We start from the raw sequence: 13,757 nt of genomic DNA on the forward strand, positions 1-13,757 counted from the left end.
GAGGTGTAGAGGTGTAGAGGTGTAGTGGCCTAGTGGCCCGCCGAGTTCAGCACCACGGTGACGACCGAACGGGCCGGGAGCTCTGCCGTCAGGCGGCCGCCGGAGACGTGCGCCAGACCGTCCGTCGCGGTCACGTCATGCTCGCCGTCCGTGAGATACGCCGTCGCCTCGTGCCCCTTGGCGGCCTTCAGGGCCAGGTCGGTGGTCGTGGCCTGCGTGCCGGTGTTGATGAGGACGGCGATGTCGCTGCCGTCCGTGTTGCGGTACGCCGACACGCGCACCGTGTCATCGCCGGACGCGGCGTCCACCCGTACCGCTCCGGGCCGGATGAACTTGCTGTACGCCGCCATCGCCCGCAGCCGCGTCGAGACCTGGTAACTGTCGCCGTCCATACGCACCAGAGCGGCGGTGTTGCCGATCGAGGCGCCCAGCCAGAAGAGATAGGCGGAGGCGTCGGCGTCGGCGAGGGCGTCGTGGATGTGCTCGGCCACGTACAGTCCGGCCGCGTTCGTGCCGTCGTCCCACTTGCTGGGCCACACCCCCGTGCCCGCCCACTCCGACATCCAGGCGGGCTTCCGGCTGTCGACAAGGGGGCTGGTGGGGGAGGAGGCGTAGCTGTGGGCGCTGTACGCGCTGATCTCCTTCTCGGCCTTCGGGTCGGCGGCGATGGCCGCGGCGTAGGCCTTGCCCTGGTCCCAGCCGAAACTGTCGCAGCAGTACAGGTTCGTGCCGGGGGCCTTCGCCCGCAGCACCGGGCCGATCGCCTTCACCGCGTCCACCGCCTGCGCGGGCGTGAAGAGCATGGAGGCGTACGAGGCCTGCCAGTCGGGCTCGTTGGTGAAGTTGAGGTCGGTGACGCGGATGCCTTCCTTCTTGTAGAACTTCACGTACTGGGCGAGGTACGTGGCGTACGCCGCGCGCCAGTCGCCGCTCGCACAGTCGGTGCCGACGACGCCGCACAGAGTGCCGCCGTTCGCGTCGGAACCGTTCGTCTTCATGTAGCCGGGGGCGCTCCACGCGTCCGCGATGATCCGCTTCACCCCGTACTTCTGGGCCTGTCGCGCGAGCCACACCTGGCCGCCGTCGTTGCCGTCCCACTGGTAGGAGAGCGGTTCGTCGGGGCTCGCGGGGGCGGTCGGGGCGATCGTCCTCATGTGGTCGTACACCTCGTCCGTGGACGAGCCGACGCCGAGCCTCAGCATGCTCAGGCCCGCGCCGTTCTCGCGCGAGAAGAGCCGCTCGACGATCTCGTCACCCTTCTCGGCCGACAGACCCTTCAGGCCGTGGATGACGGCGGCGCGCTGGAACGCCTCCGAGACGCCGAACCCGTCGATGCGCTGGTGGCGTTCCGAGAAGTCGATGCTCCCCGCGGTGTCGTCGGCGCCGGCCGTGGTCGCGCCCGGCAGGACGAGGGCGGCGCAGGACAGGGCGGTGGCGCCTGCGAGCAGGCCGATACGTACACGTCCGGCACGTCCGGCACGTCTGGGCTTCGACGGCATGCGAGGTACTCCCGTGGGTCTGGGGCCGGGCCCGGCTCGGGGCCTGCCACTGGTTCCGATGCGGCTCTTTGGGATGAGGTGAAGTGGACTTGCTGGGAGGGGAGTTGAGCGTGCGACCTTCAGGTAAGGTCGCCACCGCCGGACAATCTGTCAAGGCCGTTGACAAATTCGATGGCGAGGGGATGGGGAGGGGAGGTTCGCGGGACCCGTCGGTCGCTCCGGTCGTTCCGGTGGCGTCGGCCGGCCGTCGGCTTCCTCAGCGGCGGCTGACGTGGGGGGACGGTGCGCGTCCGGGCGGACGGGACGGGGGGATTCGGGCCGATGGTAAGTTCGAGCGCGTGACCGCGTGATGTCCGCGGGGACGGTGAGCCGTACGGTGCTGAGCGAACGCCTTCGCGTGAGGTGACGGGGATGACGACTTCGGGCGAGCGGCAGGACGGTGTCCTGCCCGACCTCAACACACCTTCAGAGGCGTCGATTTCGGCCGAGGACCGGGTGCCGTTGCCGGTGCGCGACCCGGACGAGCTCCGCCCGCACCCCGGACGTTGGCGCGCGGCACGGCGCACGGCGGAGCAGGTGGCGGGCGCGGAGCCGATCCCGGACACACCGACGCGGGCGACTCCGTTCCCGGCGGGCAAGGGATTGTCGGCGCGACTGTCCCGGCGCGGTGCGGCGCCGGAGGACTCGGCTGCGACGTCCGCCGAGAGCACCGCTGCGGAACCGCAGTCCCGCGAGGAAGACGCGTCGCTGCCTTTGCCGGAGGCGCCCTTGGAGGTGCCGGGGGCGGAGGCCGGGCTGCCCGTAGTGCCTGTAGTGCCTGCGGTGTCTGTGGCGCCGCCGGTGGTGGAGGCTGAGTCCGTGGCGATGCCGATCGCATCCGGGGAGGCGGGGTCGATGGTGAAGTCGTCCGTGCCGGGCCCGGCCGGAGGGGCTGAGTCGCCCCTGGCGCCGTCGGTGCCGGATCTGTCTTCGCAGGCTGACTCGTTGGCGACGTCGTCCGTGGGCGTGCCGTCGGTCGGGGTGCTGTCCGCGGAGGCTGGCTCCTCGGCAGCCCGGCCCGTGCCGGGTGCGTCTGTCGAGGCGGGGTCCGGGGTGGTGCCGGGTACGTCCGACGAGGCCGGGGGCACGGTGGCGCCGGGTGCGTCTGTCGAGGCGGGTTCCGCAGTGGCGACAGGTGCCGTCGTCGAGGCGGGGTCTGCGGTGGTGCCTGGCCCGTCTGGCGAGAGGGAGTCCTCTGTGGTGCAGGGCCCGCCGGTGAAGGCCGAGTCCGCAGGGGTCCCGGGCCCGTCTGCCGAAGGAGGGTCCTCGGTGACGCAGGGTTCGCCCGCGAACGACGGATCCGCAGTGGTGCCAGGCCCGTCTGTCCAGGGAGAGTCCCCGATGGTGCCGGGCCCGTCCGCCAAGCCGGCGTTGCCGGTCGCCCCCTTCGTGCCGGGCGAGCCCTTGCCGCTACCGGTGTCGGACAGCGTGCCCCCGCACATCCCGGCGCCCCCGCCTCCGCAGGAACCGCCCGCCACCACCTCGGCCACGGTGGCCTCGGCTCCCGCGAGCCCACCCGCGCAGGCCGGGCCCGCACAGGCCGGGCCTCCCCAGGTCTCGACTCCGCCCCAGGGCCCGCACCAGGCCCAGGCGCAGGACCCGCACCAGGCCCCGTCGTCGGCCCCGTCGTCGGCCCCGGCATCGCTCCCCGCCCCGGCCCTGGCCACGCCCCTGCAAGCCCAGCCCCTCCCCGCCCCCTTCACCCCCACGAACCCGGCGACGGTCGCGCCCGTGGCGCCCGCGCCGCTCGCCGCCACCGGTGCGGTCCCGGCCGTGCGCCCCTCCCGGCAGGCTCAGTTGTCCGTCGCCGCGCCGCACCCCGTACCGACGCTCGATCCGCGGCTCGGGCTCGCGCTCGGGGCGCCGCAGCACGGGGACTCGATGGCCCGGCGTTCCGGGAAGGGGCTGCGCAAGCTGGCGTCGTCCTCCGCGCGGGAGGCGGCCGAGGAGGCGCGCCTCGCCGGTTGGCTGCGGCAGCCTGTGGGGACGGGCCGGGTGGTCGCGGTGACGTCGATCCGCGGTGGCGTGGGGAAGACCACCACGGCGGCGCTGCTCGCCCGCACCCTCAACCATTACCGGCAGGACCCCGTGCTCGCCCTGGAGGCGGACTCCGCGCTCGGCACCCTGGCCGTGCGGATGGGGGCCGAGTCGGTGCGCTGGACCTGCGCCGATCTGGCCCGGATCGTCACGCCGTCGATGCAGATGGCCGATGTCACCGGGTACTTGGTGCCGGTGACGGACGGCGGCTGGCTGCTGCCCGCGAGCCAGGGCAGGCTCGGCGCCCCGCTGGACATCCCCACCTACCGCAAGGTGACGCTGGCGCTGCGCCGCTACTTCGCCGTCACCGTCGTGGACTGCGAGACGCTGCCCGGCGAGGTCGCCCGTACCGCCATGGACACCGCGCACGCCCGTGTCGTGGTCGCCCCGCTGACCGCGGAGGGAGTGGGCGGCACCCGGATCGTCCTGGACTGGCTCGCCGGACTCCCGCACGCGGCGCTCGCCTCCACCGTGGTGGCCCTGACGTCGAGCGCCCCTGACCCGAACCTCGACCTGAACGCGGCCACGGCCCATCTGCGGGAGACCGGCGTCACCGTCGTCCATCTGCCCTACGACCGTCATCTCGCCGGCGGCGGCCCGATCAGGACCGACCACCTCGGCACCGCCACCCGCGAGGCGGCCGCCCACCTGGCCGTCGAGGTCATGCAGCGAGCGGTACGGGTGCAGTGACCCGCTGACGGCGACTCGGCCGACCGTGCGGACCTCGCGCCTCGCGGGCGGCGCGCCGCCCCGCGTGAACTCCGCGCGTCCCTCAGACCGCCGCCCGCGCCGCCCCCGCCAACGCCACCCGCTGCACCCGCACCAGTTCCGCCAGTGGATCGCGGGCCGAGGTGATCAGCGTGCCGCCCGCTGCCTGGACCGCGGCCGTGAGGCGGTCGGGGGCCGTGCCGAAGACCCAGGTGACCGTGTCGGGGGACGGCGGGCCGGGGCGGTACTCGGGCTCCTGGTAGGCCTGGGCCCAGGTGCCCGCGTTGTCGCGCATCAGCTGGGCCGCCGCCTCCGCGAGACCGTACGTCCAGCCGGTGCCGAGAAAGGTGAACTGGCGGGCGCCGAGCAGGGCTTGGGGGAGGGACTCCTCTATGGCCTCCTGCGCGTCGTCCGTGGCATCGTCCAGGTTCTCGCCCAAGTGGGCGCGGAGCAGGGCGAGGACCGTGGTGGGGAAGCGGGTGGCCGGTGTCGTCGACGGCTCCACCGTGAAGTCGAGGCGCAGCGTGTGGTCCGCGATGTCCGGGGCGTCGGGCGCCGCCGTGATGACGACACTCGGCACACTGCCGTGCACCTTGCCGAGCAGGCGCAGCATCACCGGGGCCGCGCCGGTGCGGGTCAGCGCCACGATGCGGTCGTACTCACGCCCGTACAGGAACGCCGACGCGCTGAACGCGTCCGTCTCGCCGTGGCCGCCCGCCTCGCGCAGCGCCGCGTACGCCTGCGCCATCGCGTACGAGGCTCCGGAGCCGACGACCGCGACGCGCTCGCCGCGTCGTGGCAGCAACGCCCGGTGCTGCGCGGCCAGTTCCGCCGCGCGCGTCCAGCAGTCCGGTTGCCCCTCGAAACCGCTCCCCATACTCCCCATGCCCCATGACCCCCGGCTGTTCAACTGTCGTGCGGTGCGGCCCCCTGCCGCGCTCAGGACGGTACTCGACGCGCGGCGCGGCCGGTCGGGCGAGGTGACGAAACTCGCAGGCGAAGGGGCGCGTCCTCGACGCGGGGGAGATGTCGAACGTTTCCGGGGCCTGCCGCGTCGAGAGAGCATGAGAAGACTGCGTACAGGTGTCAAAGCAGGTGCGGTGGTGCTGGCGGTGGCCGTGGCCGCGGTCGGCTGCTCGATGGGGGAGTCCGTCCCCGAGGGGCTCGTGCTCAAGAGCTCGAAGGCGCCCGCGTCCCGGTACGACGGGCCGCTCAAGGCGAAGACGCCGTCCTGGGTCGGGGAGGACAGCCCGCTCGAAGGCGGGGGCGCGTCGGTGCGGGCGCTGGAGTGTGCGGGGCGGCCGCTGGAGGGCGGCTCCGGGGCGGACTACGACGACGGCGACGGCGCGAAGTCGCCGGACGAGGCGCTGGCCGGGCACGTCGGCGAGACGTTCTGGCGGGTCCTGCCGGATCGCGGGTACCGGGCCGAGCGGCGCACGAAGAGCCGGGTCCTCTACTCGTACGACGTCGGCGGGCGCACCCGGGCCGCCGTGATCGTCGCCAAGGACCTGCCGCGCAGGCCGGGTTGGAGCGTGGAGACGTTCGCCCTGTGCGACCCCTCCGAGTTCCGCGCGAAGGAACGCCGGAAGCTCGACACCCGCGTATGGGAGGACCGGCGTGGCCGGCCCGTGGCCACGACGCTGGTCGAGAGTTCGATGGGGCCCGAGCACTGTGACTGGCAGTCCGTGGAGTTCCTGTATCTGGGCCGGGCCGACGATCCGCACCACCGCGGCAGCCAGTATTTCGCCGATCCGGAAGGGCAGTTGACCGACTTCCGCGGGCTCACCTCCACGTATGCCCGCGATGTCACGATGCCCGCCGACGCCGTCGACACCGGCTACCGCCACGACGGCCGCGAGCTGTGGCTCGCCCACGACAAGTCCGTCGCCTATGTACGAACCGACGGACGGGTCGAACGCTGGCCGGGAACCCGGGAACAGGTCGCCTGCATGTGAAGTCACCCCCCTCTCGATGCCGTCGATGAGGGGGCGCGTGTGCCGCTCGCCGCGGCGGACGGGGCGAGCATGAGCGGCGTGCACGACGGCGGGCCCCCGCTGGTGGGCGGACCACCGGCGAGGGCGACAACCGGTCGCGCCGGGCTACGGCACGCGCGCCGTCCACTCCCGCGTCCCGAACTTCGTCCGTACCAGTTCCTCGGCCCGTGCCATCTCCGCTTCGGTCACCGCGCTCTCGGTCAGGCCGTACCGGTTGCGGAAGGAGTCGATCATGCGGGCGATGACCTCCTCGCGGGGGAGGCCGGTCTGGCGGCGCAGGGGGTCGACGCGCTTCTTGGCGCTCTTCGTGCCCTTGTCGGAGAGCTTCTCGCGGCCGATGCGGAGCACCTCGACCATCTTGTCGGCGTCGATGTCGTAGGACATCGTCACGTGGTGCAGGACCGCGCCCTGCCCGGCGGCCACCCGCTTCTGCGCGGCGCCCGCGACCTTGCCGACGTCCGTCGCGATGTCGTTCAGCGGCTGGTACCAGGCCTTGATGCCCATGTCGGAGAGCGCCCCGAGCACCCAGTCGTCGAGATAGGCGTACGAGTCCTGGAAGGAGAGGCCGGAGACCAGGGACTCCGGGACCGCGAGGGAGTACGTGATCGTGGACTTCGGCTCCGCGAACATCGCGCCGCCGCCCGAGATCCGGCGCACCACCGTGACCCCGTGCCGGTCGACGCCCTCGGGGTCGACCTCGTTGCGCAGCGACTGGAAGCTGCCGATGATCACCGCCGGGCGGTCCCACTCCCATACGCGGAGCGTCGGCGGGCGTCTGCCGAGCGCGACCTCCTCGGTCATCACCTCGTCGAGCGCCATGTGCAGCACGGGGGACTGCGGCGCGTCGTGGATGAGTTGCCAGTCGTAGTCGCGCCAGTCGGTGGCCTGCGCGAGGGCGCGGCGCACGGCCGTGGCGACGCCCTCCGTGGTCAGGCCCAGCATCACCGTGCCCGTCGGCAGGGCCGCGTCCACCCGGGCGGCGAGGGCCGCGGTGTCCGCGTCGGCGGGGGCGCCTTCGAGGGCGGCGTTGATCGCGGGGAGTGCCTCGTCCGGCTCCAGGAAGAAGTCGCCCGCGACGCGGACGCCCCGCAGGGCGCCGTCCACCACGTCCACATCGACGACGACGAGCTTGCCGCCGGGGATCTTGTACTCGCCGTGCACGATGTGCCGCCTTCCGTCCTTGCCGGTCCTGAGCTGGTTCTCCGGCGTCGCCGGTCCCGCATCACTGTTCCTGATCGCGGTCAACGCTAACCGGAAGCCGGACATTCCGGGTGGGCAGGCGCGAGCGCATCTCTCTTGACACTTCGTCAGATCTCCCGCATGGTCCCCGAGCATCCGTACCCGCCGGAGGAGCTCCGCGATGGACCTCGATGTGCTGTACGAGATCGATGTACCCAAGCCCTGGAACGGCGCTCACCCGCACGGGCAGCGCGCCGCCGAGCAGCGGGCGTACCGAGAGGCGGTCGAGCAGATCCGGCTCGCCGACCGGGTGGGGTTCCGTACGGTGTGGGCCGTCGAGCACCACTTCAGGGAGGGGCGCTCGCACTGCCCCGCGCCCGAGGTGCTGCTCGGGCACCTCGCCGCGCTCACCGAGCGGATCCGGCTCGGCTTCGGGGTGACGCTCACGCCGTTCGGGTTCACGCCGCCGCAGCGGATCGCCGAGAAGGTCGCCGCCGTCGACGTGCTGTCCGAGGGGCGCGTGGAGTGGGGGACCGGCAGGTCCACCCCGATGGAGCAGACCGCGTTCGGCGTCGACCGCGAGCAGTCGCGGTCCGACTGGCGCGAGGCGATCGAGATCGTCACCGGCATGTGGCGCGAGGAGTACTTCGCGTACGCGTCCCCGCGCTTCCGCTTCCCGCGCCGCATGGTCACCCCGAAGCCCGTGCAGGACCCGCACCCGCCGTGCTGGATGGCCGCCACCTCGCCCGGTTCCGCGGAGGTCGCGGGCGCGGCCGGGCTCGGGCTGCTGTCGTTCTCGATCATGCAGCCCCTGGAGGCGATGGGCCGGCAGGTCGCCGCGTACCGGGCGGCCGCGCGGACCCCGAGCCCGATCACGGACGTGACGACCGACCGCGTCGCCGCCTACACGCTCGTGCACGCCGCCGACCGCCCCTCGGCCCGCGTCTGGGACTCGGTCGCCTGGTGGTACCGCAACCTCGCCCAGTTCACCCTCGACTGGGAGCTGCCCCACCTCACCCCGGACGAGCGCGAGCGGACCTTCCCGCTCCTCACGCCGATCATCGAGGGGAACGTGCCGGTCGCCGACTTCGATGCCGGCGACATGATCCTCATCGGCGACGCAGAGACGATCGTGCGCAAGGCCAAGCGGTACGCGGACCTGGGCGTCGACCAGCTCATCTGCTACGTCCAGTGGGGCTACCTGGAGCATCAGGAGATCCTGCGCACCATCGAGGTGCTCGGCAAGGAGATCATCCCCGAGCTGGCCGCGTACACGCCGCGGGCGGCCGCCTCATGAGCGAGCCGCTCGACACCACCCCGGTCCCCGACTACGCCACCCTGCACCGCCTCGACGGCCGCGGCTTCGTTCTGCTCGGCGCGGGCAACGGCATCGGACGGCAGACCGCCCACGCGCTCACCGCGGCCGGCGCGCGCGTCCTGTGCGTCGACGTCGACAAGGAACGGGCCGACGCCGTCGCCGCCGAGACCGGTGGCACCCCGCACGTCGCCGACGTCACGCGTCGAGCCGACGTGAGCGACCTCTTCGCCTTCGCGGACAGGGAATGGGGCGGGGTCGCGGGCGTCGTCGACATCGTGGGGATGGCCCGCTATGCGGCGCTCGACGCCCTCGACGACGACGCCTGGGACTGGCACTTCTCGATGGTGCTGCGGCACGCCTGGCTCGCCGTTCAGTACGGCGCCGACGCCGTCGCACGGTCCGGCGGCGGCCCGCTGGTGTTCGTCGCGTCGGTGTCGGGCCTCACCGCGGCGCCGCTGCACGGCGCGTACGGGGCGGCCAAGGCGGGACTGATGTCGCTGGTGCGCACCGCCGCCGTCGAGTACGGACCTCGTGCCGTACGGGTCAACGCCGTCGCCCCGGGTGTCGTGTGGACGCCCCGCGTGGCCGGGCTGCTCGGCGACGAGGGCGCGCCCGCAACGCCGCGAACGCCCCACTCGACCGGGTCGCCGAACCCGCCGACATCGCCGCCGCCCTGCTCTTCCTCGCCTCGCCGCTCTCCTCGTACGTCACCGGGCAGACGCTCGTCGTGGACGGCGGCGCCGGGGTGAAGTTCCCGTATCCGACGATCGGCGGCGCCCGGTGAGGGACTTCGTGCGCGGGGCCGTCTGGTGGGCCGCCGACGGGCGGCCCGTGCGCGCCGATCCCGCCGACCGCGACCGCCTGCCCGCCGACACCTGGGGGCGGGCGCTGGTTCCGGCCGGGGTGCGCCTGGAGTTCGTGGCGCGCGGGGTCCACGAGATCGAGATCGGGTACGAGGGCCTGCGCCGGTCGGCGGCCGACCGGTACCGCACGGACCCGCCGGTGTTCGCGTTGCCGGGCGGCGCGGAGGTCCCCGCCGACATCGGCGGCCACGCCGTCCGGCTGCCGCTGCCGCGCCCCGACGGCACGTACACCGTCCACCTCCCGGAAGTGCTGCGGCCGTTGGTGCGTGAGCTGCGTCCGGTCGGCGGCGGCACCCTCGAACCCGCCGCGCCGAAGCCCCGCTGGCTCGTGTACGGCGACTCCGTCGTCGAGGGCTGGATCGCGTCCAGGCCGCACCTCGCCTGGCCCGCCGTCGCCGGACGCGCGCTCGGCGTCGAGGACGTGAACCTCGGCTACGCGGGCGCGGCCCGCGGCGAACTCGCCTCCGCCCAGCAGCTCGCCTCTCTCGACGCCGACCTGCTCACCGTCGCGTTCGGCACCAACTGCTGGTCCCGTACGCCCCATTCGGCGCCGCTCCTGTACGAGACGACCCGCGCCTTCCTGACCGTCCTGCGGGCCGGGCACCCGCATACCCCGCTCCTCGTCGTCTCCCCGGTGATCCGCCCCGACGCCGAGAACACCCCCAACGAACTCGGCGCCACACTGGCCGAGTTGAGGTCGGCGATCGAGGACGCGGCGCGCGCGGCCGTACGCGACGGAGACAAGCGGCTGACCCTGCTCCCCGGCGGCGAGCTGCTCGCCCCGCGCCACCTGGTCGATGGTGTGCACCCCGGCGACGAGGGCCACGCCCTCCTCGCCCACGCGGTGGCGGAAACCCTCTCGGGTGACGGCGCCCGTACGCACTGAGTTCGGCAAGGCTCTTGACGAATCCCTGTCCGAAGCCGAAAGAATCCGTTAGCTCAAGTGGCTTTCTGGTGAATCATGTTCGCTTCGAGGGGACCCGCTCATGCCTGTCACCCGCAGATCCGTGCTGGCCGCGGGCGCCGCCGCGCCGCTGGCCGGGGCGCTCGCCGCACCTTCCGTGGCCCGCGCCGCCGACCGCGCAGGCCCCGTCGGCCGGCGTACCGTCGAGCTCACCGACGGCTGGCGGTTCGCGCTCGTCAGCCCGGACGGCATCACCGACCCGACCGGCGCCTACACCGACGCCGAGCAGCCCGGCTACGACGACGGCGACTGGCGCACCGTCGCCGTCCCGCACGACTGGAGCATCGAGCAGACCCCCACCGCCGAGCACAACACGACCAGCGGCACCGGCTTCCTGCCGGGCGGACTCGGCTGGTACCGCAAGACGTTCACCGTGCCCGCCGACTACGCGGGCAAGCGGATCTCCGTCGAGTTCGACGGCGTCTACATGGACGCGAACGTCTACGTCAACGGCGAACTCGTCGTCAACCACCCCTACGGGTACACCGGGTTCGCGCACGACATCACCGACCTGCTGCACGTCGACGGCAAGCGCGCCAACGTCCTCGCCGTCGAGGTCCGCAACCGGCTGCCCAGCAGCCGCTGGTACTCGGGCAGCGGCATCTACCGCCACGCCCGGCTCGTCGTCACCGAACCCGTCCACGTCGACCGCTGGGGCACCTTCGTCACCACGCCCGACCTCGCCGCCACCCTGGAGAAGGGATACGCGACGGTCGACGTGCGCACCACGGTCGTCGGCGAGTCCGGGACCGCGCGCGACGTCACCGTCGTCTCCACGATCCGCGACCCCGAGGGGCGCCGCGTCGCCCGGAGCGAATCCGTCCTCACAGCAGTGGCGGCCGACGGCGGCACCGCGCACCACCGACTCACCCTCGACACGCCGCGGTTGTGGTCCATCGAGACTCCGGAACACCGGTACACACTCGTCACCGACCTGCGGGTCGACGGCCGCGCCGTCGACACGTACCGCACCCGCTTCGGCGTCCGTCACGCGGTCTTCGACCCGGAGAAGGGCTTCACCCTCAACGGCACCTACGCCAAGATCAAGGGCGTCGACCTCCACCACGACCTCGGCGCGCTCGGCGCGGCCGTCCAGGCCGACGCGGTGCGCCGCCAGCTGACCCTCATGAAGAGCATGGGTGTCAACGCCCTGCGCACCTCCCACAACCCGCCCGCGCCCGAGGTGATCGAGGCCTGCGAGGACCTCGGGATCGTCATGCTCGTCGAGGCCTTCGACTGCTGGCGCACCGGCAAGAACCGCTACGACTACGGCCGCTTCTTCGACGCGCACTCCGACGCCGACATCGCCGAGATGGTGCGCGCCGCCCGCAACTCGCCCGCCGTCGTGCTCTGGTCCATCGGCAACGAGATCCCCGACTCGACCCGCACCGAGGGCATCGCCATCGCGAAGCGTCTCGTCGCCGGCGTCAAGGCCCTCGACACCACGCGACCGATCGTCATCGGCTCCGACAAGTACCGCTCGCTGCCCGCCGTCGGCTCGCCCGCCGACCTGATCCTCGCCGAACTCGACGGCCTCGGCCTCAACTACAACACCGCGGCCTCCGTCGACGCGCTGCACGCCCGCTACCCGCACCTGTTCCTCTTCGAGTCCGAGTCGTCCTCCGAGACGTCGAGCCGCGGCACGTACCAGGAGCCCGAGCACCTCAACACCGGCGAGAACCACACGCCGGGCAGGCGCGCCACCTCGTCGTACGACAACAACCTCGCCTCGTGGACGATGAGCGGCGAGTACGGCCTGAAGAAGGACCGCGACCGGCGCTTCTTCACCGGCGAGTTCCTCTGGTCCGGCATCGACTACATCGGCGAGCCGACACCGTACGACGTGTTCCCCGTCAAGGCGTCCTTCTTCGGCGCGGTCGACACCGCCGGCTTCCCCAAGGACATGTACCACCTCTTACGCAGCCAGTGGTCGGACGAGCCGATGGTGCATCTGCTGCCTATGGACTGGACGACCTACGAACCGGGCCGGGAGGTGGAGGTATGGGCGTACGCGAACGTCGCCGACGTCGAACTCTTCCTCAACGGCCGTTCCCTGGGCGTGCGTTCCTTCGACGAGAAGAAGACCGCCGACGGCCGCGCGTACCTGGAGACCACGGAGGCGACCGGCGACGACAAGACCGTCACGGGCGGCCCCTACCCGGGCAGCTACACCTCGCCGGGCGGCAGCGCGGGCAAGCTGCACCTGACGTGGAAAGTCCCCTACGCGGCGGGCGAGTTGAAGGCCGTGGCCCGGCGGGGCGGCAAGGTGGTGGCGACGGACGTGCTGCGCACGGCGGCCGCGCCGCACGCGGTGCGACTGACCGCCGACCGCAGGTCGACCGGCGCGGACGGCCGCTCGCTCGTCTTCGTCACCGCCGAGGTCGTGGACGCGCACGGCGTCGTCGTCCCCGACGCGGCGCGGATCCTCGAATTCTCCGTCAGGGGCGGCGAGTTGGCGGGCGTCGACAACGGACAGCAGGAGAGCGCGGAGCGCTACCAGGCCAGCACCCGCACCACCTTCCACGGGCTCGCGCTCGCCATCGTGCGGGCGGGAACCGAACCCGGCACGCTGACCGTCACCGCCCGCGCGGACGGGCTGCGCGCGGGGAAGGTGTCGGTACGCGTGACCGGTCCCGCGGGCGGCCCGGTGACCCCGGCCGAACCGTTCGCCCCGGACCCGGGCCCGGGACCCGTCGCCTACCCGCACGCGGACGCCGGCTACTCGGGCGCCGCGAAGACCCTGCCCGCCGCGATGCTGGACGGCGACCCGGCCACGCAGTGGTCCAACGCCTTCCAGAAGTCGGCCACCGCGCTCCTGCCCGCCTTCGACGGCGCCCGCCCCTCCGACTGGGTGTCGGTGGAATGGGAGCGGGACCGCACGATCGGCCGGGTGGAGGCCACCTTCGTGATCGACGGCCGGCACGCGCTGCCCGCGACGATCGACGTCGACGTCGCGGACGGTGAGGGATACCGGCCCGTACCCGACGTCGACATCGACTGGGCCGACGCGTCCGGCCGGCCCACCGTACTCACCTTCGACGCCGTACGCGGCCGACGGCTCCGCCTGACCATGACGAGCCGACAACCCGGTTCGGCCCAGGGTGCATTCGGGATCACCGCGCTCGACGTCGCCGAGTCCTGACGCGCGTCGGGCGG

General features: G+C 72.8%; 8 protein-coding genes and 1 pseudogene. 6 read left to right on the forward strand and 3 right to left on the reverse strand.

Features of this window, described 5'->3' with window-relative positions; all coding sequences use genetic code 11:
* Positions 1 to 29: 29 nt before the first annotated feature.
* Positions 30 to 1,499 carry a glycoside hydrolase family 30 protein gene (locus V2W30_RS33395; protein ID WP_338702313.1) on the reverse strand — a complete coding sequence of 490 codons (1,470 nt, stop codon included), beginning with the start codon at positions 1,497 to 1,499 and terminating at the stop codon, positions 30 to 32.
* Between the two features lie 1,380 nt (positions 1,500 to 2,879).
* Between V2W30_RS33395 and V2W30_RS33400 the strand changes: the two genes are divergently transcribed.
* Entirely contained in the window at positions 2,880 to 4,265 is a 1,386-nt protein-coding gene (locus V2W30_RS33400) for a type VII secretion protein (RefSeq protein WP_338702314.1), read from the forward strand.
* An 82-nt stretch (positions 4,266 to 4,347) separates the two neighbouring features.
* On the opposite strand, the gene V2W30_RS33405 is transcribed toward V2W30_RS33400, so the two are convergent.
* The gene (locus tag V2W30_RS33405; protein WP_338702315.1) at positions 4,348 to 5,169 is read right to left on the reverse strand and encodes a sugar isomerase; all 822 of its coding nucleotides are present in this window, start codon (positions 5,167 to 5,169) and stop codon (positions 4,348 to 4,350) included.
* Positions 5,170 to 5,383: 214 nt separating this feature from the next.
* Here V2W30_RS33405 and V2W30_RS33410 point away from each other — a divergent pair, with 214 nt between their 5' ends.
* Entirely contained in the window at positions 5,384 to 6,238 is an 855-nt protein-coding gene (locus tag V2W30_RS33410) for a hypothetical protein (RefSeq protein ID WP_338702316.1), read from the forward strand.
* Between the two features lie 144 nt (positions 6,239 to 6,382).
* Here the strand turns inward: V2W30_RS33410 and V2W30_RS33415 are convergent, their stop codons facing one another.
* The gene (locus V2W30_RS33415; RefSeq protein WP_338703859.1) at positions 6,383 to 7,438 is read right to left on the reverse strand and encodes a biotin/lipoate A/B protein ligase family protein; all 1,056 of its coding nucleotides are present in this window, start codon (positions 7,436 to 7,438) and stop codon (positions 6,383 to 6,385) included.
* Positions 7,439 to 7,637: 199 nt separating this feature from the next.
* Between V2W30_RS33415 and V2W30_RS33420 the strand changes: the two genes are divergently transcribed.
* From V2W30_RS33420 to V2W30_RS33435, 4 genes and pseudogenes are all read left to right on the forward strand, one after another.
* Complete coding sequence (locus V2W30_RS33420) at positions 7,638 to 8,753, forward strand: LLM class flavin-dependent oxidoreductase (RefSeq protein WP_338702317.1); 1,116 nt, start codon at positions 7,638 to 7,640, stop codon at positions 8,751 to 8,753.
* Positions 8,750 to 9,558, forward strand: a pseudogene (locus tag V2W30_RS33425) (SDR family NAD(P)-dependent oxidoreductase). Before V2W30_RS33420 ends, V2W30_RS33425 begins: the two are co-directional and overlap by 4 nt.
* A gap of 8 nt (positions 9,559 to 9,566) precedes the next feature.
* Positions 9,567 to 10,523 (forward strand): GDSL-type esterase/lipase family protein, encoded by a 957-nt coding sequence (locus V2W30_RS33430; RefSeq protein WP_338702319.1) that lies wholly within the window; start codon positions 9,567 to 9,569, stop codon positions 10,521 to 10,523.
* Between the two features lie 100 nt (positions 10,524 to 10,623).
* Positions 10,624 to 13,743 carry a glycoside hydrolase family 2 TIM barrel-domain containing protein gene (locus V2W30_RS33435; RefSeq protein WP_338702320.1) on the forward strand — a complete coding sequence of 1,040 codons (3,120 nt, stop codon included), beginning with the start codon at positions 10,624 to 10,626 and terminating at the stop codon, positions 13,741 to 13,743.
* Positions 13,744 to 13,757 lie beyond the last annotated feature (14 nt).

The sequence above is a fragment of the Streptomyces sp. Q6 genome (assembly GCF_036967205.1).
Lineage (GTDB): Bacteria > Actinomycetota > Actinomycetes > Streptomycetales > Streptomycetaceae > Streptomyces > Streptomyces citrinus.